Source organism: Streptomyces sp. NPDC036822, from assembly GCF_055609145.1.
This window is the reverse complement of sequence record NZ_JBVJPY010000003.1, coordinates 533,536-556,185: the sequence shown is the minus strand read 5'-3', so window position 1 is coordinate 556,185 and position 22,650 is coordinate 533,536. Positions and strand designations below refer to the sequence as shown.

General features: G+C 73.4%; 13 protein-coding genes and 1 tRNA gene. 4 read left to right on the top strand and 10 right to left on the bottom strand.

The features are described 5' to 3' along the window. Positions 1-159: 159 nt before the first annotated feature. The 3 genes from ACZ68P_RS10035 to ACZ68P_RS10025 all read right to left on the bottom strand — a co-directional run bounded on the left by ACZ68P_RS10035 (position 160) and on the right by ACZ68P_RS10025 (position 2,899). Positions 160-489, bottom strand: coding sequence for a hypothetical protein (locus ACZ68P_RS10035; RefSeq protein WP_471004694.1), 330 nt, complete (start codon positions 487-489; stop codon positions 160-162). A gap of 160 nt (positions 490-649) precedes the next feature. Next, complete coding sequence (locus ACZ68P_RS10030) at positions 650-1,687, bottom strand: helix-turn-helix transcriptional regulator (RefSeq protein ID WP_471004692.1); 1,038 nt, start codon at positions 1,685-1,687, stop codon at positions 650-652. Positions 1,688-2,191: 504 nt separating this feature from the next. Then, entirely contained in the window at positions 2,192-2,899 is a 708-nt protein-coding gene (locus tag ACZ68P_RS10025) for a pyridoxamine 5'-phosphate oxidase family protein (RefSeq protein ID WP_471004690.1), read from the bottom strand. A gap of 188 nt (positions 2,900-3,087) precedes the next feature. Between ACZ68P_RS10025 and ACZ68P_RS10020 the strand changes: the two genes are divergently transcribed. The 4 genes from ACZ68P_RS10020 to ACZ68P_RS10005 are packed head-to-tail and all read left to right on the top strand — an operon-like array spanning position 3,088 to position 9,682. After that, positions 3,088-3,510 (top strand): hypothetical protein, encoded by a 423-nt coding sequence (locus tag ACZ68P_RS10020; RefSeq protein ID WP_471004688.1) that lies wholly within the window; start codon positions 3,088-3,090, stop codon positions 3,508-3,510. Next, positions 3,500-4,156 (top strand): hypothetical protein, encoded by a 657-nt coding sequence (locus ACZ68P_RS10015; RefSeq protein ID WP_471004686.1) that lies wholly within the window; start codon positions 3,500-3,502, stop codon positions 4,154-4,156. The genes ACZ68P_RS10020 and ACZ68P_RS10015 overlap by 11 nt, the downstream gene beginning before the upstream one ends. Positions 4,157-4,158: 2 nt before the next feature. Beyond that, entirely contained in the window at positions 4,159-8,919 is a 4,761-nt protein-coding gene (locus tag ACZ68P_RS10010) for a putative T7SS-secreted protein (protein ID WP_471004684.1), read from the top strand. Between the two features lie 13 nt (positions 8,920-8,932). After that, entirely contained in the window at positions 8,933-9,682 is a 750-nt protein-coding gene (locus ACZ68P_RS10005; protein WP_471004682.1) for a hypothetical protein, read from the top strand. 147 nt (positions 9,683-9,829) lie between these two features. Here the strand turns inward: ACZ68P_RS10005 and ACZ68P_RS10000 are convergent. From ACZ68P_RS10000 to ACZ68P_RS09970, 7 genes are all read right to left on the bottom strand, one after another. Beyond that, a tRNA-Thr gene (locus tag ACZ68P_RS10000) sits at positions 9,830-9,903 on the bottom strand. 74 nt (positions 9,904-9,977) lie between these two features. After that, the gene (locus ACZ68P_RS09995) at positions 9,978-11,513 is read right to left on the bottom strand and encodes an alpha/beta hydrolase (protein ID WP_471004680.1); all 1,536 of its coding nucleotides are present in this window, start codon (positions 11,511-11,513) and stop codon (positions 9,978-9,980) included. 256 nt (positions 11,514-11,769) lie between these two features. Then, the gene (locus tag ACZ68P_RS09990) at positions 11,770-12,972 is read right to left on the bottom strand and encodes a DNA polymerase III subunit delta' (protein WP_471004678.1); all 1,203 of its coding nucleotides are present in this window, start codon (positions 12,970-12,972) and stop codon (positions 11,770-11,772) included. Between the two features lie 159 nt (positions 12,973-13,131). Further along, positions 13,132-16,476: a dTMP kinase gene (gene tmk / locus ACZ68P_RS09985; RefSeq protein ID WP_471004676.1), complete on the bottom strand. Its 3,345-nt coding sequence runs from the start codon at positions 16,474-16,476 to the stop codon at positions 13,132-13,134. A 316-nt stretch (positions 16,477-16,792) separates the two neighbouring features. Continuing rightward, positions 16,793-19,651 (bottom strand): type I DNA topoisomerase, encoded by a 2,859-nt coding sequence (topA, locus tag ACZ68P_RS09980; RefSeq protein WP_471004674.1) that lies wholly within the window; start codon positions 19,649-19,651, stop codon positions 16,793-16,795. Positions 19,652-19,885: 234 nt separating this feature from the next. Continuing rightward, on the bottom strand, positions 19,886-20,083 hold the full coding sequence (locus ACZ68P_RS09975) for a hypothetical protein (protein ID WP_471004933.1): 198 nt from the start codon (positions 20,081-20,083) through the stop codon (positions 19,886-19,888). Between the two features lie 837 nt (positions 20,084-20,920). Then, positions 20,921-22,459: a DUF7059 domain-containing protein gene (locus ACZ68P_RS09970; protein ID WP_471004672.1), complete on the bottom strand. Its 1,539-nt coding sequence runs from the start codon at positions 22,457-22,459 to the stop codon at positions 20,921-20,923. Positions 22,460-22,650 lie beyond the last annotated feature (191 nt).

Here is a 22,650-nt window from a genome sequence, read left to right as displayed (position 1 = left end):
GATGCGCGGCGCTCGCGGGATGCCGCGGACCCTGCGAAACTCTGAGGAAGTCCGACGCTCTCGGGACCCGGCGGCGTCTTCATGAATGTGTCAGCCGCCCGCGGGGCCCTTCAAGGGAATCTCCTGGCACCAAGGTGCAGTGGCTGCAAGTGGCCAGCGTCAGGGCGCGCGGTCGTCGACGACGCACACGATCCCGTGGCAGAGCCCGAGATCCCGCCCCTTCCGGGGCATCCTCAGCTCGACCCGCACCCGCTGCGACGGGGGCCGCAGCAGGAAACGGACGGCCGCGAGGACCCCCGTCCCCGCCTCGGGGGCGGAGGCGGCGGAGACGAAGACGACGGAGCGCCGATCGGGTTCCGGCGGCCGGGGCAGATAGACGTGTTCCACCTGACAGCTGGAGATCTGGCGGACGACTCTGGCCAGATCGTCGGGATCGATCCGCGCCGACCCGAATTCGCCGGACGGGACCTCGAGATGGATGGCGTACATGGCGAAGAGAATCCCAGCCGATTCACGGGGTACGTCCCCGCGCTCCGGGCAGCTTGGTGCCATGGCAGCAAAGGGCCTCCCGGCTCCGATGACAAAGCGTCAGAGGCATGCGCGCTGATGACGGCTGACCCTTCGCGGCGCTTCGGAGCCGCCGAGGGACTCAGAGCCAGCCGGCCCGCTCGGCCAGGACACCGGCCTCGAAGCGGCTGCGTGCGCCGAGGCGGGCGGAGAGGGCGGACATCATCCGGCGGGCGGTGCGGAGCGAGAGGCCCAGCTTCCGGGCGGCGACCTCGTCGGTGAGCCCCTTCTGCAACAGCCGGAGCAGCTCGATCTCCTGCTCCGAGGGCGCGCCCGCGGCGGGCCGCTGCCGGCCGTGCAGCGGTGTGGCCCGCTCCCAGACCAGCTCGAACAGCGCGAGGAGCGCGGTCACGACGCCGGGGGCGCGCAGGATCACCGCTCCCGCGCGCGTGTCCTCGGGGCTGACCGGCAGCAGCGCCACGGACCGGTCGGCGATCAGCATGCGCAGGGGCAGGGACGGCATGGTGCGGATCTCGCCGCCGAGTTCGGAGAGCCAGCGGGCGTACTCGGTGGTGGCCCGGTCGTTGCGGACGCTGTCCAGATAGATGGTCCGGAGCTTCACGCCGGCGGACAGGCTCTGCTCGTCGAGCGGACGGCTGGCCTCCAGCGCCTCGGGGCTCTGCGCGCCGCCGGGCATGAAGGCGAGGATCTCGGTGTCGGCGTGCCGGGCGAGTTCGGAGAGCCGGGCCCGTACCTCGTTGACGCCTTCGAGCTGTTCGAGACCGGCGTTGCCGTGCCGGGCGCGCTGGGCGGCGTAGATCGCGGTGAGTTCGGCGGTCGCCGCCCGAATTGTCGCCAACTCCAGTTGCTGGGAATGGATTTCGGTTTCCCGGCGGTGAATGTAGGCGGCGAGTCCGACTTCGGGACTTATCGGGGCGACATCCGTCGCGTCTTTCGTGGGGTAGAGCATCGACAACTCGGCCAGTTTGTCCAGGCTGACCCGGACCGCGGCTTCCTCGACGGAGAGCTCCTTGGCGATCTCCGCGAGCCCCCAGCGCGGTTCACTGATCACCAGGCGGTAGACGTCGACGCAGATCTCGTCCTGGCCGATCAGCGCCGCGAGCGACGAGAAGTCCGTATCCGCGCGGGTACCGCGGCCCGGGTCGGCGAAGCCCCCCATGTGACCCATCCTCACTCAACGGATCGAAAGTCGGTCAATCCTTTGATCGCCCCGAACCATTCGGCCCCGGATGGTCGATCCCGGTACGGAGATCGGGGTGCCCTTTTGGGTGTTCGACGTTACAGGACGGGAGCGGATATGGGGACCGTGCGCAATCAGGTGGTGCACGCCCGGCTCCGGGAAACCCGGGCCGAAAGGCGAAGGCCGAACGGACCGGTCGGGATGGCGGTACCGCTCCGGAACTGCGCGGCTCCCCGGGACGCCCCGCCGCCGCCCCCAGGGCCCGGAGCGCCCCGCGGGGGCCGACGGGCCGCCGCTTCGCCTCCGACTTCGTCAGGTCGCGGCAGGGCGGGGCGGCGCGATCGGTCGGCGCGGGACGGGCGGGGCGGGGCGGACGCCGGGGCGCGGGACGGGGCGGCGCGGCCGCAGGGGCGCTGCACGAGGCGGCTCGGCCGACGGGTTCTGCGCGAGGCGGCGCGAACGCCGTCCATGCATCTGTACGCGTCAGGCCGGAGCCCCGCCCCCGATGATCTGCCCCGTCCGCTCCACCACATGGGCCGGCGGCTCGATGCCGGGCGGCAGGACCGGGTCGGCGACCGGTACCCCCAGCGTGGTGACCACCGGAAGGACCCCGGCCCACAGGCCCAGTTCCGCGTCGGGCCCGTCCCCGTCGTCCGGCGGCCCGCTCGCCGTCTTCACCGACGCCTCGGCGAGATCGAGCGCGACCAGCGCGGTCGCGGCGAGCTCCTTGCGGCTGGGCTGCCGGGCGTACTCCCACTGCCCCGGCGTGCACTGCTCGGTCAGCGCCCGCAGCCCGCGCAGCTTCTCCTCGGGGTCGGTGACCGTCCTCGGGACGCCGTAGATCATCGCGGACCGGTAGTTGACGCCGTGCTCGAAGACGGAACGGGCGAGGACCAGCCCGTCCACGTGCGTCACGGTGACGCAGACGGCCCGTTCGGGCGCCTGCACCAGGCTCCGGCTCGCGACCGACCCGTGCAGGTACAGCCGCTCGCCGTCCCTGCCGTAGACGGTCGGCACGACCATCGGGGTCCCGTCGACGGTGACCCCGAGATGGCACAGGAACCCGGCGTCGAGCACGGCCTCCAGGTCCTCCCGCCGGTGGCTTCCCTTGTGCCGCATGCGCCGCAACCTGGTCCGCTCGGTGACGTCCGGCTCTCCCGGCTCGGACGCCCGCTCGTCGGCGGTGGTCATGGTGCCCCCTCGTTCTTTCCGTTCCATGATCTCGATCCGGGATTGTCACGTCCTCCACCCACGGACCGCCACCGCCGCCCGCCTGGCGGACGGACCGGGAGCCCGGCCCCCGCACGGAACCGGCCGTGCCATGCCGGGTGTCCTGCTCTACGGTGCCATCAGTCACCCACGACGGACGGGGAGGTAGCGTGCGGCAGCCAAGGGCGGCACTCGCCGAGCGGATCGCCGAGCGGAGAAGGGGAGGCGACGACCCCCGCGCGCTGGTCGGCGAGATGCGGCGATCGATCCTCCTGGTGCCGGTGGCCGACGGGGGCCTGTGGTCGGTGCGTTCGGGAGGGGTGCGGTGGATCTGCGGGTTCACCGACGAGACGGCGCTGGCCCGGTTCGCCCTCCGCCACGGGCCCGGTGACCGGCCCGTGGAGTACGCCGCGCTGCGGGGCGCGCGGATCGTGGACGAGATCGTGCCGTCCCTGGGCGAGCCCGCCGGCCTCGCGGTCGACATCGCCACGCAGGACGCGTCGATGTTCTTCCCCCCGGTCGCCGGCATCGTCCCCGACGCCGTCGCCGTCGACCTCGGCGCCGCGGAGGAGGTGCGGGGCCATGGGCGGTGACGGTGCCGACCTGAATCTCGACAAGGCGTCCGTCGTCAAGTTCACGCAGGGCGTGGGCGCGACCATCGACCAGCTCGGCGACCTCGGCGGCGCCACCGGTTCGGTGATGGGCAAGGGCTTCTCCGAGCTGTCGATGACCGGGATGGAGGCCGGGCACCACGGCCTCGCGGTCGACTTCGAGGACTTCTGCGAGCGCTGGGAGTGGGGTGTGCGCGCCCTGGTGCGGGACGCGAGCGGGATCGCCGACCGCCTCGGTCTGGCGGCGGGCACCCAGTGGGAGCACGACCAGTACGTCGAGGGCACGCTGAAGGTGGGCGTCAACGCCGTGATCGGCGGCAACCCGCACGCCTCCGAGGAGGAGATCACCCGGCAGGACTGGGGCGACGTCTTCACGCCGGACGCCCTCGACCCGGACTGGAGCCCCGAGTCGTTCGAGAAGGCCGGGGAGGAGATGGAGCAGACCTGGAAGGACACCGGTCGCGCCGTCCTCACCGAGGGGCAGGGCGGTCAGCGGTCCGAGATGCTCAACGACGCGCTGGGCATCTCCGACGACCAGTGGAACCGGGCGCTCGACGACACCTTCGGCCCCTCGCCGCAGGAGCGTGCCCGACAGGCGCAGCACCAGGGCGATTCCGGGGGGAACTGAGCATGGGCATCGGCGACTTCATCAGCGACATCACGCCCGACGCGGTCGAGGACGTGGTCGAGGACGGCGCCGAGTGGGTGGGCAACCGGGTCGAGGACGCCGGGAACTGGACCGCCGACCGGCTGGACGACGTCGGCTGGGAGTCCGGCGCGGACTGGGTGCGCGAGCAGTCCCGGTCGGTCGCCAACCGGATGGGCGCCGAGGTCGACGAGATGGACCTCGGGCAGACCGAGGACAAGACCAAGCTGATCTACGGCAGCGCGAGCACCCTCCACTCCACCGCATCGAAGCTCCGCGCCTTCCAGACCGCCTTCGACAGCGCGGGCGACGGCCTCAAGGGCCTCGACGCCTCCCGGCTCGAGGGCGCGACCGCCCAGGCGTTGCGGACCGCCGTGAGCACCCAGCCGCCCAAGTGGTACACCGGCGCCGACGCCTGCGAGAAGGCGGCGGCCGCGCTGGAGGCGTTCGCCGACACCGTCACCTGGGCGCAGGGTCAGGCCCAGACGGCGATCGACAAGTGGAAGGAGGGCGTCAAGGCGTCCGAGAACGCCGCGGACGCCCACCGCAGGAAGATCGACGGTTACCGGAGCGCCGTCGAGCGGTACAACGCCCAGCCCGCCGACAAGCGCGACCCGTCCTCACTGCCGCCCTGTCCCGCCCCGACGTTCGACGACCCCGGCAAGAAGCTGATGCAGGAGGCGCAGGACCTCCTCGCCGAGGCCCGCAGGCAGCGGAACACGGCCGCGGAGACCGCCCGGACGGCGGTCCGCGCCGCCCGCGACAAGGCGCCCGAGAAGCCCTCGTACGCCGACCAGCTGGGCGACGGGCTGCAGGAACTCCAGATCATGGGGGACCACGTCGGCGGCGGCGTCATCAAGGGCACGGCGGGGCTGCTCAACTTCGTCCGCAGCGTCAACCCGACGGACCCGTACAACATCACGCACCCCGCCGAGTACGCGATGTCCCTCAACAGCCTGGCCGCCGGGCTCGTGGTCGCCGCCAACGACCCGGTGGGCACCGGCAAGCAGATGATCGACGACTTCATGAAGGACCCCTACGAGGGCTTCGGCCGTCTGCTGCCCGACGCCGCGCTGACCGTGGCCACCGGTGGTGGCGGCGCCGCGGTGAAGGGCGTGCGCGTCGCCGCCGACATGGCCGACGCCGCGAAGGCGCGCAGGCTGCTCGACGACGCCCCGGACGGCACGCACGACACCCCGGACGGCGAGCGCACCGCCGGCGGCGACCCCGTGGACCTCGCCACGGGCCGGATGTACCTGCCGCAGACCGACGTGGACCTGCCCGGTGTCCTGCCGCTGGTCTTCACCCGCCGCACCGAGTCCGGTTGCGCGGTCGGCCGTTTCCTGGGCCCCGCCTGGACCTCCACCGTCGACGAGCGGCTGGAGATCGACGCCGTCGGCGTCCTCCACGTCACCGCCGACGGGCTCCTGGTCGCGTACCCCCACCCGGCCCCCGGCGTCCCCACCGCGCCCACGGCCGGCAGGTTCCGCACCCTGCTGTCCCGCGATGCCGACGGCGACTACACCGTGACCGTCCCGGACAGCGGCGTGACCTTCCACTTCAGGGCGCCGTCCGGGGGCGAACCGGGGGACGACGGTGTCGCCTGGCTGTCGGAGGTGACCGAACGCAACGGCCACACGATCCACATCGACCGCGGCGAGGACGGCCTGCCATTGGCCCTGGTCCACTCGGCGGGCCACCAGGTGACGCTGTCGTCCGCCGGCGGACTGGTCACCGGCCTCACCCTCGCCCGCACGGGCGAGAGCGGCGCCGGCGTGCCCCTGATGTCCTACGGCTACGAGAACGGCGATCTCACCACCGTCACCAAGCCGTCCGGCGCCACCACCACCTACGTCTACGACGACCGCCGCCGCGTCGTCGCCTGGATCGACTCGAACGACAGCCGCTACGACTACGTCTACGACGAACGCGACCGCGTCGTCGCCGAAGGCGGCGAGGCCGGCCACGTCCAGCTCACCCTGACCTACACCGAGCCCGACCCGCTGACGGGTCACCACACCACCACGCTGACCACCGCCGACGGGCACGCGACGCGCCACCTCTTCGGTCCCGGCTGCCGCCTCCTGGCCCTCACCGACCCGCTCGGCCACACCACCCGCTTCACCTACGACGCCCGCGGCAACCTCCTGACCCGTACCGACCCGCTGGGCGGCACCACCGCCTTCTCGTACGACGAGGACGGCCGGGTGGTGGCCGCCACCCGCCCCGACGGAAGCGAACTGCGCACCCTGCGCGGTCCCTTCGGCCTCCCCGTCGAGGTCGTCGCGGCGGACGGTTCGCGCAGGGTCCACGCGTACGACGCCTTCGGGAACCGTACGGCGGTCACCGACGAGGCCGGGGCCACCACCCACTACACCTACGACCGCGGCCGCCTCACCTCCGTCACCGACGCCCTCGGGGCGACGACACGGCTGGTGTGCGACGCCGCGGGACTGCCCGTGGAGGTGACCGACCCGGGCGGCGCCGTCACCCGCACCGAGCGGGACCTCCTCGGCAGGCCGGTCCGCGTCACCGACCCGACGGGCGGCGTCACCCTCATGGAGTGGCACGCCGACGGGCAACTCGCCCGGCGCACGGACCCGAACGGCGCCACCGAGTCGTGGACCTACGACGGCGAAGGCAACCTCCTCACCCACACCGACGCGTCCGGTGGCGTCTCCCGCCTCGAGTACACGCACTTCGACCTGCTGACCGCCCGTACCCGGCCCGACGGCGCCCGCTACGAGTTCGAGCACGACAACGAGCTGCGCCTCACCCGCGTCGTCGACCCGCACGGCCTGTCCTGGACCTACGACTACGACGCGGCCGGCCACATCGTCGCCGAGACCGACTTCGACGGCCGCACCCTCACCTACCGGACGGACCCCGCGGGCCGGCTCGCCGCGCGCACGGACGCGCTCGGCGGGACCGTCTCGTTCACGCGCGACCCGCTCGGCCAGGTCGTCCGCAAGGACGTCGACGGCCGCGTGACGACCTACGCCTACGACCGGGCCGGGCGTTTGCTGGAGGCGTGCGGGCCGGACGGCGAGCTGCGCTACCAGTACGACCGCCGGGGCCAGGTCAAGACCGAACTGGTCGACGGCCGCCCCCTCGCCTACGCCTACGACGTCCTGGGCCGTCGTACCCGCCGGACGACCCCCACAGGTCACGTCACCTCCTACGCCTACGGCGCCGACGGACGGGCCCGTCGCCTCACCACCGGCGACCACCGCGTCGACTTCACGCACGACGCCGCCGGACGCGAACTGACCCGGGCCATCGGCGACACGATCACCATGACCTCCGTCTGGGACGAGGCCGGACGGCTCTCCGCCCAGCACATCACCGCCGGGGCGCGCGCCGTCAACAGCCGCGCCTACTCCTATCGCGCCGACGGTCAGCTGACGTCCGTCGCGGACCGGTTGTCGGGCACCCGCACCTTCGACCTCGACAGCGTGGGCCGCGTCACCGCCGTCCACGCGCGCGGCTGGACGGAGCGGTACGCCTACGACGCCGCGGGCAACCAGAGCTCGGCGTCATGGCCGTCCCACCACCCCGGCCACGAGGCCACCGGACCGCGCGCCTACTCCGGCACCACGCTCACCCGCGCCGGGGGCATCCGTTTCGAGCACGACGCCCTCGGCCGTGTCACCCTGCGGCAGAAGACCCGTCTCTCCCGCAAGCCCGACGCCTGGCGCTACACATGGGACACGGAGAACCGCCTCACCTCGGTGACCACCCCCGACGGGACGCGGTGGACGTACCGCTACGACCCGCTGGGCCGCCGCACCGCCAAACAGCGCCTCGCGGCCGGCGGCGAGAGCGTCGTGGAGGAGGTCCGCTTCACCTGGGACGGCCTCACCCTGTGCGAGCAGACCACCCACCGGCCGGACCAGCCGAACACCGTCGCCCTCACCTGGGACCACCGTCACGACGTCCCCCTGACCCAGACCGAGCGCATCCTCACCGCCGACGACCGCCAGAAGGAGATCGACCGGCGGTTCTTCGCCATCGCCACCGACCTCATCGGCACGCCGACCGAACTCGTCGACGAGGCGGGCGACATCGCCTGGCGCACCCGGAGCACGCTCTGGGGCACCACGGCCTGGACCCGGGAGAGCGGCGCCTACACGCCTCTGCGCTTCCCCGGCCAGTACTACGACCCCGAGACCGGCCTCCACTACAACCACTTCCGCCACTACGACCCGGAGACCGGCCGCTACACCTCCCCGGACCCCCTCGGTCTGGCTCCCGCTCCGAACCCCGTGGCCTACGTGGACAACCCGCTCAGCGGGTACGACCCGCACGGCCTCATGCCCAAGTACACGAAGGAGGAGAAGGCCCAGCAGCGGATCGACAAGATCCTGGACGGGATCGCGGAGAGGGCGGAGAACGGTGAGATCAACAAGCACCCGAAGTACCACGGGGACACGCGGCACGGCTTCACCGACGAGCGGGTCCTGGAGATCCTTAAGAACCCCGATGCCGTGTACCAGTCCTCGGGCCAGGCCGGTAACTTCGTCTTCCGCAAGGACAACGACATCGTCGTGGCCTACGGCCCCGGGTCCAAGCAGGGCCAGGCCATCACGGCGTACGGAGACTCGGGCATCAAGGGCGACTCCGGCGCGGCGGCGCTCGGCGGCAAACCGACGGACCCCGGCAAGCCGGTCACCCACGAGGACATCGTGCAGGGCAGAATCCCGACCGACGGCGGCTTCCTGGCCCCGGCGCGGCAGATCAGATGAGGCAAGAGTGGCCATGAAACTGTCGTTCGACGGAGACTGGCGCGCAACGGTGACGGACGACCCGCTGCGCATCACCCCCCGCTTCACGGGCGACTCCGTGGACGTGGCCCGCTACGCGGACGGGGAGGAGCGTGAGCGGTTCCTCTCGGGCACCTTCGGCAGCCAGGACCTGCTGTGGGACACCCTCGACGCCCTCCGGTTCGACCCGGACACCCGGGAACTGGCCGGGACCGAGTTCCGGATGCCGTACGTGTCCGCGGACGCCGAGGCCGTCCCCCGCATCCCCGTCCTGCCCGCGGTTCGCCCGGGCGGGCTCCGCGCGGACGAGGTCCGGGACTTCCGCCAGGAGATGTGCACGGTGCTGTGCCGGGCCCCCGGCGATGCCGAGCTGGCCTGCCTGCGCGACCTCGACGTCCTCGACGGCCCCCTGGACGCCCGCGTCGGCATCGCCCCCGACGTGGCACTGCTCGTCAAGGACGGCGCCGTGGTCGGCTGGAGCCTCACCGACCCGGCGCGGTACCTCACCGCCGCGTACACCGTCCCCGACGCGAGCCCCCCGTCCCCGGCCACGCGTCGTCTGCTCACCGAATGCCTGGACTTGGTCACCTCGCCGCTGGTCGACGACGTGGTCGACGGCGAACCGGCCGCCCTGGCCCGCCTCCGCGCCGCCGACGCGACCCTGCGCGCCCACGACGAGGACCGGAACCGGGCCGACGCCCTGCTCGGCCTGATCGCCACTTACGTGGAGGACTACGCGACGTGAGCGCCGGCGACGGCGGCCGGGCCCGCCCCGGGCGCCTTACGGGCCCCTTCGCTCACGCAGGCCGGCGAGATCCCGTCGCTCATGCCCGGCACGTCCCGGGCATGAAAAAGCCCCAGGTCACGGCGAGTGAGTCCTGGGGCTGATCCGAGCCGCCTTCGGGATTCGAACCCGAGACCTACGCATTACGAGTGCGTTGCTCTGGCCAACTGAGCTAAGGCGGCATGCCGTGCGTTCCCATGGTGGGCGCAGCGGCCTCGCCAAGTCTACACAGTTTCCGGGGGTGCTCCGACCACCCCTATGAGCAGCGCTTTCCCTCCTCCGGGACGGCGCCCTCCAGGAGGTAGGTGTTGATCGCGGTGTCGATGCAGTCGCTGCCGCGGCCGTACGCCGTGTGGCCGTCGCCCTCGTAGGTCAGCAGCGTGCCCGAGGTGAGCTGATCGGCCAGGGAGCGGGCCCACTTGTACGGAGTGGCCGGGTCGCGGGTGGTGCCGACGACGACGATCGGCGGGGCGCCGGCGGCGGTGATGCGGTGGGGGCGGCCGGTGGCGGGAGTCGGCCAGTAGGTGCAGTTCAGGGCGGCCCAGGCGAGGCCCGCGCCGAAGACCGGGGAGGCCTTCTCGAAGGACGGCACCGCCCCCTCGGCTTCGGCGGGTCCGGAGAAGGAGGCCGGGAGGTCGAGGCAGTTCACGGCGGCGTTGGCGAACATCAGGTTGGCGTAGGAGCCGTCCGGCTCGCGCTCGTAGTAGCTGTCGGCCAGGGCGAGCAGGGCCGAGCCCTCGCCGCCGATGGCCCGGGTCAGCGCCTCCCGCAGCTGCGGCCAGGCCCCCTCGTCGTACATCGCGGCGATCACGCCGGTCGTGGCCAGCGACTCCCCGAGCCTGCGGCTCTCACCGGTCGGCACCGGCTGGGCGTCGACCGCACGGAAGAACGCCTTGAGGTTGTCGGTGGCGGCGGCGACGGACGTCGTGCCGAGCGGGCAGTCGGGCTTCGCGACGCAGTCCGCGGCGAAGGACCGGAACGCGGTCTCGAAGCCCGCCGTCTGGTCGCGGTTGAGCTCCACGGCCGGCAGGGAGGGGTCCATCGCCCCGTCCAGGACGAGGCGCCCCGCCCGCTCCGGGAACAGCTCGGCGTAGGTGGCGCCGAGGAACGTGCCGTAGGAGGCCCCGACATAGGTCAGTTTCCGGTCGCCGACGGCGGCCCGCACGATGTCCATGTCGCGGGCCGTCTCCACCGTGGAGACGTGCGGCAGGATCTTCCCCGAGCGCTTCTCGCAGCCCGCCGCGAACGTCTTGAACGAGGTCGCGAGCGCGGCCGTCTCGCGCGCGTCGTCCGGGGTCTGGTCGACCTGGGTGTACGCGTCCATCTGCGGGCCCGTCAGACACTCGACGGGTTCGCTGCGGGCCACCCCGCGCGGGTCGACGGCGACGATGTCGTAGCGGGCGCGGACGGGGGCGGGGTAGCCGATGCCCGCGTACCCCTGGAGATAGCCGACGGCGGAGCCGCCCGGCCCGCCCGGGTTGACCAGGAGCGAACCGAGGCGCTTGCCCGGGCCCGTGGCCCTGACCCGGGAGACGGCGAGCTCGATCTCACCGGCGTCCGGACGGGCGTAGTCGAGGGGGGCCCGCAGCGTGGCGCACTCGAACTTCGGCACCCCGCAGTCGCGCCAGACCGGCTTCTGGGCGTAGAACCCCTCCAGACCGGCGACCGACGCCCGGGGGGCCGGCGCCGCCCCGGGCGCGGCGGCGTCGCTCCCGCCCGTGCAGCCGGAGAGGATCAGGCCGGCGGCCGCGAGGGCCGTGGCGGACGTACGGAGGAAACGCCTGGAGTCCATGACCGGAGCGTATCCGCATGCGTACGGAGCGTGTCCAGTCGGACTTCATCCTGTGGACAACCACGGGGCGCCTGTGGGACGTTCCGGGACTGTCGTCCGGCGTCTTCGGTGTGACGACGGTGGGCACCTCAGGGCCGTCATCCCGGTGCCGGCCGCCGTCATGGCCGGGATTCTCCGGGCCGTCGCGACGTGCCGGCCGCGTCGTGGCCGGGATTCTCCGGTCGTCGTCCCGGTGCCGGCCGCCGTCATGGCCGTGTCAGTCGCGCAGCGCCATGGTCATCGCCTCCACCGCGAGCAGCGGTGCCACGTTGCGCTCCAGGGCGTCGCGGCAGGCCAGCACCGCCTCGATCCGGCGCAGGGTCCGCTCGGGGGTGGTGTCCCGCGCGATCCGCTCCACCGCGTCGCGTACGTCCTCGTTGGCCAGCTGCGTCCTCGCCCGCAGCTGCAGCGTCAGCACGTCGCGGTAGAAGGCGGTCAGGTCGGTGAGGGCGAGGTCCAGACTGTCGCGCTGGGTACGCGTCTTGCGCCGCTTCTGGCGCTCCTCCAGCTCCTTCATCGCGCCGGCGGTGCCGCGCGGCATCCGCGAGCCCTGCCCGCCGCCGAGGGCGGCCCTCAGCTCCTCGGTCTCCTTGACGTCGATCTCCTCGGCGACCTCCTTGGCGTCCTCGCCGGCCGCGTCGATCAGCTCCTGGGCGGCCTTGAGGCAGCCCCCGACGTCCCCGACGCGCAGCGGCAGCTTGAGGACGACGGCGCGGCGGGACCGGGCCCGCTCGTCGGTCGCGAGGCGGCGGGCGCGGTCGATGTGGCCCTGGGTGGCCCGGGCGGCGGCCAGGGCGGCGGCCGGCTCGACGCCGTCGCGGCGGACGAGGACGTCGGCGACCGCGGCCACCGGGGGCGTGCGCAGGGTCAGGTGCCGGCAGCGGGAGCGGATGGTGGGCAGCACGTCCTCCAGCGAGGGCGCGCAGAGCAGCCAGACCGTGCGCGGCGCGGGCTCCTCGACCGCCTTCAGGATGACGTTGCCCGCGCCCTCGGTGAGGCGGTCGGCGTCCTCCAGGACGATCACCTGCCAGCGGCCGCCCGCGGGGGACAGCTGGGCGCGGCGGACGAGCTCGCGGGTCTCCTTCACACCGATGGAGAGGAGGTCCGTACGGATCACTTCGACGTCCGCGTGCGTCCCGACGAGGGCGGTGTGGCAGCCGTCGCAGAATCCGCACCCCGGGGCTCCGCCCAGGGCCCGGTCGGGGCTGACGCACTGCAACGCCGCGGCGAACGCACGCGCCGCGGTCGCCCGCCCGGAGCCCGGGGGGCCGGTGAACAGCCACGCGTGGGTCATCTTGGAGGCCTCGGGGTCCGGTTCACCGGCGGCATGGGAGGTCACGAGCGCGTCGGCGTCGCGCGCGGCGGCGGCGAGCTGCTCCTCGACCTTCGCCTGTCCGACCAGGTCGTCCCATACGGCCATGTGCCCTCCTCAGGTACGCCCTCCATTGTGGAGCACCCGACTGACACCGGTTCCCGTACGCCTGACCCCTGACGGGCGGGAAGCGGACGGGGGGCTCACGAGAGGGCTCGGCCCCCTCGTGAGCCCCCCTGGGGAACCCGTTCCCTTGACAGGCACGACCTAGCGGCGGCGGCGCCGGCCGTCGTCCTCGTCGTCGTGCGGGCCGAGCAGCTCGTCCGCCAGGGTCGGCAGGTCGTCGAGCGGCGTCTCCTCCGCCCAGTCCGAGCGGCGGCGCGGCCGGCCCTCTTCGTCGAGCTGCGGAAGTTCACGCGTCCGGTCGTTCGCGCCCTGCGAGTCGGCCGCGGGCCGCTCGTCCCGGAAGAAGCCCGGCGGCACCCGGTCGGCCGGACCCGCGTCCCGTACGGGCGGCAGCACGGCGGTCTCGTCGGCGTCCCTGCGCACCGGCGGCAGCACAGCGGTCTCGTCGGCGTCCCGCACCGGCGGCGGTACGGCGGTCCGGCCGGCGTCCCGCACCGGCCGCAGGACCGTCGTCTCCTCCTCGGGCCGAACGTCCTCGGGCTCCGGCCGCACGATCGGCGTGGGGACGGTGATCTCGTTCGGCGACACCTTCGGCACGGTCTGCGTGACGTCGTCGGACCCCGGCTCCTCGGGCCGCACGACCGGCGTCGCGACCGTGACCTCGTTCGGCGACACCTCGGCGACCTCGGCGGCCTGCCGGGCGGCCTCGCGGGCCGCCCTCGCGGCCTCCGCGTCCCGTGCCGCCTTCTCGCGCGCGGCGACCTGCTCCGCCGCGGCGGCCTCGGCGGCCTCGCGAGCGGCGGCCTCCTGAGCGGCCTTCTCCGCCGCCGCTTCCTGGGCCGCCTTCCGAGCGGCGGCCTGCTCCGCGGCCTCCCGGGCCGCCTTCTCCGCCGCCTCCGCGGCGGCCTTCCGCGCCGCCTCCTCCGCGGCCTTCGCCGCGGCGGCCTCCGCCAGACGCCGTGCCTCCTCGGCCCTGACCAGCGCCTCCTCGGCCTTGCGCTGCTTCTCGCGGCGGCGCTCCTCGGCCTCCTCACGCAGCCGGGCCTCTTCCTCGGCCTGCTTGCGACGGCGCTCGTCCTCCTCGCGGCGGGCCTTCTCCTCGGCCTCGCGGCGCTTGCGCTCCTCCTCGGCGGCCAGCCTGGCCTCCTCGGCACGCCGACGCGCCTCCGCCGCCTGCCGTTCGGCCTCGCGCTGCCGCGCCTCTTCCTCCTCGCGGCGCTTGCGCTCCTCCTCCTCGGCACGGAGCCGGGCGAGCTGCTCCTGGCGCTCGCGCTCCAGTCGCTCCTCCTCCGCCTTGCGCGCGGCCTCTTCCTCGGCCCGGCGCCTGGCGTCCTCCTCGGCCTTCCGGCGGGCCTCCTCCTGGGCCTTCACCTCGGCCTCGGAGAGCGGAAGCATGCGGTCGAGCCGGTGGCGTACGACGGTGGTGACGGCCTCCGGCTCCTGGCCGGCGTCGACGACCAGGTAACGGCCCGGGTCGCCCGCGGCCAGCGCGAGGAAACCGGCCCGCACGCGCGCGTGGAACTCCGGCGGCTCCGACTCCAGCCGGTCCGGCGCCTCGGTGAACCGCTCCCGCGCCGTCTCCGGCGCGACGTCGAGCAGCACCGTCAGGTGCGGGACGAGGCCGCCGGTCGCCCAGCGGTTGATGCGGGCGATCTCGGTCGGCGACAGGTCACGCCCGGCGCCCTGGTAGGCCACGGACGAATCGATGTAGCGGTCGGAGATCACCACCGCGCCCCGCTCCAGGGCGGGCTTGACCAGCGAGTCGACGTGCTCGGCGCGGTCGGCGGCGTACAGCAGCGCCTCGGCGCGGTTCGAGAGCCCGGCCGAGGAGACGTCGAGCAGGATCGAGCGGAGCCGCTTGCCGATCGGGGTGGCCCCAGGCTCGCGGGTGACGACGACCTCGTGGCCCTTGGCCCGGATCCACTCGGCGAGCGCCTTCGCCTGCGTGGACTTGCCGGCTCCGTCGCCGCCCTCCAGGGCGATGAAGAAGCCGGTCGAGGCGGGCGCCTGCACGGGGTCGGCGCCACGCAGCGCGTCGCGCAGATCGCGCCGCAGCGGTACGCCGGCCCGGTCGTCGGTCTTGGCGAGGACCAGGGCGGCGACCGGCAGCAGCAGCGCGCCGGCCAGCATCAGGGTGAAGGCGGCGCCGCCGTGCGCGAAGACGAAGTCGCCGGAGGCGAGCCGGTGCGGGCCGATCGCGGCGGCGAGCAGCGGCGCTCCGAGCGCGCCGACCGCCATGGCGACCCGGACGACCGCCTGGAGGTGCTCGGTCATCCGGGGGCGGCGGGCCTCCTCCGTCTCCTGGTCGAGGAGGGTGTGGCCGGTGTGGGCGGCGACGCCCCCCGCGTATCCGACGAGGACGGCGAGGAGCAGCACCGTCGCGGTGTCCGGCACGAGGCCCGCCGCGAGCAGCGCGATGCCGGTGACGGTGATCGCGAGGGCGAGGAGTCGGCGCCGGGACAGCGCGGGGACGACGGAGCCGCCGGTGCGGATGCCGACGGCGGTGGCGCCGCTCAGCGCGAGGATGAGGAGCGCGAAGGTGACGGGCCCGCCGGTGAGGTCATGTGCGTGCAGGACGGCGACGGCCGCGGCGGCCGTGACGGCTCCGGCGACGGTGGCGCAGGCGAGGACGAACAGCGGGACGGCGCCCGTGCGTCCCTTCTCCGCGGCGGGCCGGCGCAGGCCCTCCAGGGGCGAACGCGGCCGCGGGGTGTGTCCGCCGGGCAGTTCCATGACGTACAGCACGGAGACGGAGGCGGCGAACAGGCCGGCGGCGACGTACGCGCCGAGTGCGGCCTGGTGCAGCGAGAACCAGTCGATGCCGGTGGCCAGCAGGTTCCCGATCAGCGTCGCGACGAGCAGCACGGCGGCCGCCGCCGGGACCGCGAGGAACCCCGTCCGCAGCGAGAGCCGGCGCAGCGCGTCCATGTGGTCCGGCAGCGGCCGGACGGCGGCGCCCTCCGGCGGCGGCGCGGGCAGCAGCGCGGGGGCCGCGCCCTCCCGGGCGATGGTCCACAGCCGCTCGGCCGCGCCGGCGACGAAGACGGTCCCGAGCACGAACCACAGGGCCTTGTCCGGTGTCCAGACGATCCACAGCGGCGCCACCACGAGCAGCGCGACCCGCAGGCCGTCGGCGCCGATCATGGTCCAGCGGCGGTCGAGCGGGCCCGCGGGCCCGGTCAGCGCGGTGAGCGGACCCAGGAGTACGGCCCCGAACAGCACGGCGGCCAGCAGTCTCGCGCCGACGACGGCGGCGACGGCGAACGCGGCCCCCCGGTACCCGCCGCCGAGGGCGCCCTCGGATACGGCGGCCTGGTACCCCAACAGCACCAGGACCAAGAGGGCGAGGGCGTCGCCCGTACTCCCGGCCAACTGCGCGCTCCACAAGCGTCGCAAGGGCTGATGGCGAAGAAGGGCGCGTACGGCACGCTCGCGGGAGTCCGCGACAAGGGCGACGTCGGAGTCTGGCTGCTCTGCTCGCGTCATCCGTCCACCCTATCCGGACGCCTTCACTCCCCGTGGCCTCCACCCGAACAAACGTCGGGGGAGAGAGGAGGGGACGGTCGCACAGTGAGGGGGACGGACCGGCCGGGCCCCGCCCGGGAACGGACGGAAGCGGACCGGTCGGCCCCCGGCCCCGGAGCGGGCGGGAAACGCACCGGCCCGACCCCGAACCCGACCCGCGAGCACCGGCGAGCACCCGTGCATCGCATCGGCCGGGCCCCGGCCCGGGAACGCCGAAGGGGCGGAGGCTTCCGCCCCCGCCCCTTCGTGGCGCTCGATCGGTTCGCGCCCGCGGGCGCTACTCCGGCTTCGCCGCCGTCGTCGTCTTCTTCGTCGCGGTCTTCTTCGCCGCGGCCGACGCGGTCGTCGTCTTCTTCGCCGCCGTCGTCGTCTTCTTGGCCGCGGTCTTCTTCGCCGTGGCCGCCTTCTTCGCGGGCGTCGCCTTCTTCGCCGCCGTCTTCTTGGCCGGCGCCTTCTTGGCGGCCTTCTTCGCCGGGCCCTTGGCCCGCTTCTCCGCGAGGAGCTCGAAGCCGCGCTCCGGCGTGATCGTCTCGACGCTGTCGTCGGTCCGCAGGGTCGCGTTCGTCTCGCCGTCGGTGACGTACGGGCCGAAGCGCCCGTCCTTCACGACGACCGGCTTCTCGCTCACCGGGTCGACGCCCAGCTCCTTGAGCGGCGGCTTGGCCGCCGCCCGGCCACGCTGCTTGGGCTGCGCGTAGATCGCGAGCGCCTCCTCCAGCGTGATCGTGAAGAGCTGTTCCTCGTCCGTCAGCGACCGCGAGTCCGTGCCCTTCTTCAGGTACGGGCCGTAGCGGCCGTTCTGCGCCGTGATCTCGACGCCTTCGGCGTCCGTGCCCACCACGCGCGGCAGGGACATCAGCTTGAGCGCGTCCTCGAGGGTCACCGTGTCGAGGGCCATGGACTTGAAGAGCGAGGCGGTCCGCGGCTTCACCGCGTTCTTGCCGGTCTTCGGGGTGTCCTCGGGCAGGATCTCGGTGACGTACGGGCCGTACCGGCCGTCCTTCGCCACGATCCGGTTCCCGCTGACCGGGTCGACGCCGAGTTCGAAGTCGCCGCTCGGCTTGGCGAAAAGCTCCTCCGCGTAGGCGACGGTCAGCTCGTCCGGAGCCAGGTCCTCGGGGACGTCCGCCCGCTGGTGCCCCTCGGAGTCCTTCTCGCCCCGCTCGACGTACGGGCCGTAGCGGCCGACGCGCAGCATGACGCCGTCGCCGACCGGGAAGGAGGAGATCTCCCGGGCGTCGATCGCGCCCAGGTCGGTCACCAGCTCCTTCAGACCGCCGAGGTGGTCGCCGTCGCCGTTGCCGGCGTCGGCCGCGCCGCCGGACGCCGCGTCCTGGCTGCCCTCGCCGAAGTAGAAGCGCTTCAGCCACGGCACGGCCTGGGCCTCGCCCCGCGCGATGCGGTCGAGGTCGTCCTCCATCCGGGCCGTGAAGTCGTAGTCGACGAGCCTGCCGAAGTGCTTCTCCAGCAGGTTGACGACGGCGAAGCTCAGGAAGGACGGCACGAGGGCCGTGCCCTTCTTGAAGACGTAGCCGCGGTCCAGGATCGTGCCGATGATCGACGCGTACGTCGACGGGCGGCCGATCTCGCGCTCCTCGAGCTCCTTGACCAGCGAGGCCTCGGTGTAGCGGGCCGGCGGCTTGGTCGCGTGGCCGTCCGCGGTGATCTCCTCGGCGGACAGCGCGTCGCCCTCGGCGACCTGCGGCAGCCGGCGCTCACGGTCGTCCAGCTCCGCGTTGGGGTCGTCGGCCCCCTCGACGTACGCCTTCATGAAGCCGTGGAAGGTGATCGTCTTGCCCGAGGCGCTGAATTCCGCGTCGCGGCCGTCGGCGGCCCGGCCGCCGATCTTCACGGTGACCGAGTTACCGGTCGCGTCCTTCATCTGGGACGCGACGGTCCGCTTCCAGATCAGCTCGTAGAGCCGGAACTGGTCGCCGGTGAGGCCGGTCTCCGCCGGAGTGCGGAAACGATCACCCGAAGGACGAATCGCCTCGTGCGCCTCCTGCGCGTTCTTGACCTTGCCCGCGTAGACCCGCGGCTTCTCCGGCAGGTAGTCGGCGCCGTACAGCTGCGTGACCTGCGCCCGGGCAGCGGCGACGGCCGTGTCCGAGAGGATCGTGGAGTCCGTACGCATGTACGTGATGAAGCCGTTCTCGTACAGCTTCTGGGCGACCTGCATGGTCGCCTTGGCCCCGAAGCCCAGCTTGCGGCTCGCCTCCTGCTGGAGGGTGGTGGTCCGGAACGGGGCGTACGGGGAGCGGCGGTACGGCTTCGACTCGACCGAACGCACGCTGAACGAGGTCTCGGCCAGCGCCGCGGCGAGCGCCCGGGCGCTCTGCTCGTCGAGGTGGAGCACCTGCTCGGACTTCAGCCGCCCGTCCGCGCCGAAGTCACGGCCCTGGGCGACCCGCCGCCCGTCGACCGTCGCCAGGCGCGCGACCAGCGACGACGGGTCGGAGGCGTCACCGGCGCGGCCGGTGGAGAACGTGCCGGTCAGGTCCCAGTACTCGGCGGAGCGGAAGGCGATGCGCTCGCGCTCCCGCTCGACGACGAGACGGGTCGCGACGGACTGCACACGGCCCGCGGACAGGCCGCGCATGACCTTCTTCCACAGGACCGGCGAGACCTCGTAGCCGTAGAGCCGGTCGAGGATGCGGCGGGTCTCCTGCGCGTCGACCATGCGCTTGTTCAGCTCGCGCGGGTTGGCGACGGCGGCCTGGATCGCGTCCTTGGTGATCTCGTGGAAGACCATCCGGTGGACCGGGACCTTGGGCTTCAGGACCTCGAGGAGGTGCCACGCGATGGCTTCGCCCTCGCGGTCCTCATCGGTGGCGAGGAAGAGTTCGTCGACCCCGGCCAGCTGCTCCTTGAGCTTCCTGACCTGGGCCTTCTTGTCGGCGTTGACGACGTAGATCGGCTGGAAGTCGTGCTCGACGTCGACTCCGAGGCGGCGCACCTCGCCGGTGTACTGCTCCGGCACCTCGGCCGCGCCGCTGGGGAGGTCGCGGATGTGCCCGACGCTCGCCTCGACGACGTATCCGGGGCCGAGGTAGCCCTTGATCGTCTTCGCCTTGGCAGGCGACTCGACGATGACGAGTCGGCGGCCGCCCTGTGCGGTCTCGCTGGTCGGGGACAACTTCGCTCTTCTCTCCGGTCGACGCTCGGTGGCACGTACGCATGTACGGCACTGGCCCTGGCACACACGGCAGCTGCACGTCACGGTGACGCTGACGCTGTCGTCGCTGCGGAGTGTGACGGTACAACCCGCCCCCGTGTCAAACGGCGAAAGCCCGCAACGGCCACTCGAACGGTAACCCGACTCCTGGCATTCCTGCCGCCCGGACCTCCGGCCGGGCGGGGCGGGGCGCGCTCAGAGGCGGCCGAAGCACCAGACCCCGAGAAGAAGGAAGACGGCCCCGAAGAGGGTGGTGAGGACGGCCGCCGTGCCCGGCGCGACTCCGTGCGCCACGGGTTCGCTCTGGAGCACCCGCGCCCCCGTCCACAGCAGCAGCGCGGCCCCGAACAGCGCGAACGCCGTCCCGGCGAAGATCGCAGGCCCGCTCTCCATGCCCGTACCCCGTTCGTCCGTCATGCCCCGGTCATCCCTTCGCAGAGGCTGGCACCTTCCGGCGTCGAGGGCGCGAATTCCGGGTGAACGGCGCGGGCGCGGCCGCCCCGGTTCACGAAGATGGCCGGTACTGAACGACTCCCGGCCGATCGAAGCGGGCGCGGAGCGGCTGACGGGGACGGGTTCGTCACATCGCGCCGAGTGGGCGGACCGGCGATGGCGTCCGGCCGGAACGTGCGGACGGTCGGAGCGGGCGCCGAGCGGCTGACCGGGAAGGCCGTCCGGCCGGTCGGAGCGGGCGCGGAGCGAGTCCCTGGGACGGGTTCGTCACATCGCGCCGAGTGGGCGGACCGGCGGTGGCGTCCGGCCTCGGGCCGTGCGTCTGTCCGTCTGTCCGTCCGTCCGTCTGTCCTCCGGAGGACGTGAGAAGCGCCACGGCGGGCACCGCGGGCTCGGAGGGGAGCAGCGCCGCCCCCTGGCGGACGCGCGGGGGCACGGCGGCGCGGTGGTCAGGGGCGGCCCGGTCGTCGCCGCGGACGCGCGGGAGGCGGAAGCCGCGAGGTCGGCGGCGCCGCCGGGGTGGAACGGGTCGTCGGCGAGGCCCGGCCTTCGGCCGGGGGAAGCCGGGCAGGAGACCTGGGTCGGCGCCCTGACCAGCGGCGTTGCGAGAAGCGGAGGCCGGGCCGTTTGCGGGGGCAGGGCGCGGCGGGAGGTCGCGCCGCCGGCCACGACGAGTCGGGCGACCAACCGGAAACGGAACCGGTCCGCGCCTGCGAGCCCCTCGCCGGCCGCCGCGGAGCCCACCCGCTGACGCCCCTTCAGGGCGGCGCCGCCGGATCAGGCGCCGCCGGCCTCGGCGACGGGCAGCAGGAAGCCCTCCTCCACGAGGAGCCGGATCGCTTGGGGAGTGCGGTCCCGCAGCAGCACCGGGTCCTCGCCGGTCAACTGCCCGATCGCGTCCAGGATCCGGCCGGCGCTGAGCGACCCGTCGCAGACGCCCGCGAAGCCGGCCCCCACGTGGTCCACCCTGGTCGCGCGCCGCATGCCGCGGTTCTGACGCAGCACCACGTGCTCCGGGTCCTCCGCGCCCGGAAGCCCGACCTGCTCCTGCACCACCTCGGGGGCGAGGACGAAGTGCTCGGCGAGCAGGGCGGCGTCGTCCCGGGTCCGCAGATAGTCCTGACGTTCGAAGTGGGCCCGCACGGTGTCGCCCAGCGGCTGCTCGACCGGGTGCGGCCACTCCTCCAGAACGATCGACGGCTCCACGGCGCCGGAGGCCACGGCGGCGTTCTTGCGCAGGGTGATCCAGCCGAAGCCGACGGCCTTGGTCCCGCGGGCCTCGAACTCGTCCAGCCACGCCTCGTACCGATCGGTGTACCGCCGCGGGTCCTCGCGATGGTCACCGCTGTCCCGCAGCCACAGCTCGGCGTACTGGGTGATGTCCTGGACCTCGCGCTGCACGATCCACGCGTCGCAGCCGCGCGGCACCCAGGAGCGCAGCCGGTCCTGCCACTCCTCACCCTCGACGTGCTGCCAGTTGGCGAGGAACTGGGCGTATCCCCCGTCGTTGAGACGCTCCCCGGCCTCCTGCACGAGCGTGCGGCACAGGTCGTCGCCGCCCATCCCGCCGTCGCGGTAGGTCAGCCGGGCGCCGGGAGAGATGACGAACGGCGGGTTGGAGACGATCAGGTCGTACGTGTCGCCGTCGACGGGCTCGAAGAGGGAGCCCTGGAGCAGCTCGGCCTCGCGCGCCCCTGAGAGGGCGAGCGTGAGCCGGGTGAACTCGAGGGCACGCGGGTTCAGGTCGGTCGCGGTGACCAGGGTGGCGTGCTGGGAGGCGTGCAGGGCCTGGATCCCGGAGCCGGTACCAAGGTCGAGCGCGGAGGCGACCGGCGTACGGACGGTGATGCCCGCGAGCGTCGTGGAGGCGCCGCCGACGCCGAGGACGACCCCTTCGTCCTTCCTGCCGATGCCGCCGGCTCCGCCGACCGCGCAGCCCAGGTCGGAGACGATGAACCAGTCCTCGCCCTCGGGCCCGCCGTACGGCCGTACGTCGACGGTCGCCCGGATCCCGCCGCCCGCCTCCTCGATCCAGCCGTCGGCCAGCGCCTCCTTCAGCGGCAGCGCGGCGGCGGCCCGCTCGCCGGGGACGGAGCCCTGGAGCAGGAAGAGCCGTACGAGCGTCTCCAGCGGGGAGTCGCCGCGGGTGGCCCTCAGCGCGGGCACGGTCTCGCTGCGGGCGAGGGCGGCGTAGGCGGAAGCGCCGAGGAGCTCGAGCAGCCCGTCGGCGGTGAAGTCGGCGGCGAGCAGCGCCTCGCGCAGTCGGGCGGCGTGCGCGGGCACCGGAAGGCTGGTGGTCAGGCTGGTCGTACTCACCCGCCCATTGTGACCGCCCCCACCGACAATCCCCACGCCCGGCGGCACGCGCGTGGCGCACCCCGGCCCGTCACTCCCGGCCGACGACGACCGGATGGCGGGGGCGGCTTGGGCACGGCCGCGGCGACGTCCGCGAGAACGGCCGGGCACGGCCCCGGACATGAGCGAGCCGGGCCGGAACGGGGCGGGCA

Excerpts from the sequence above, each read along its gene's own strand:
- ACZ68P_RS10035 (WP_471004694.1), bottom strand. The coding sequence starts at position 489 with ATGTACGCCATCCATCTCGAGGTCCCGTCCGGCGAATTCGGGTCGGCG.
- ACZ68P_RS10030 (WP_471004692.1), bottom strand. The coding sequence starts at position 1,687 with ATGGGGGGCTTCGCCGACCCGGGCCGCGGTACCCGCGCGGATACGGAC.
- ACZ68P_RS10025 (WP_471004690.1), bottom strand. The coding sequence starts at position 2,899 with ATGACCACCGCCGACGAGCGGGCGTCCGAGCCGGGAGAGCCGGACGTC.
- ACZ68P_RS10015 (WP_471004686.1), top strand. The coding sequence starts at position 3,500 with ATGGGCGGTGACGGTGCCGACCTGAATCTCGACAAGGCGTCCGTCGTC.
- ACZ68P_RS10010 (WP_471004684.1), top strand. The coding sequence starts at position 4,159 with ATGGGCATCGGCGACTTCATCAGCGACATCACGCCCGACGCGGTCGAG.
- ACZ68P_RS10005 (WP_471004682.1), top strand. The coding sequence starts at position 8,933 with ATGAAACTGTCGTTCGACGGAGACTGGCGCGCAACGGTGACGGACGAC.
- ACZ68P_RS09995 (WP_471004680.1), bottom strand. The coding sequence starts at position 11,513 with ATGGACTCCAGGCGTTTCCTCCGTACGTCCGCCACGGCCCTCGCGGCC.
- ACZ68P_RS09990 (WP_471004678.1), bottom strand. The coding sequence starts at position 12,972 with ATGGCCGTATGGGACGACCTGGTCGGACAGGCGAAGGTCGAGGAGCAG.
- tmk (WP_471004676.1), bottom strand. The coding sequence starts at position 16,476 with ATGACGCGAGCAGAGCAGCCAGACTCCGACGTCGCCCTTGTCGCGGAC.
- ACZ68P_RS09975 (WP_471004933.1), bottom strand. The coding sequence starts at position 20,083 with ATGGAGAGCGGGCCTGCGATCTTCGCCGGGACGGCGTTCGCGCTGTTC.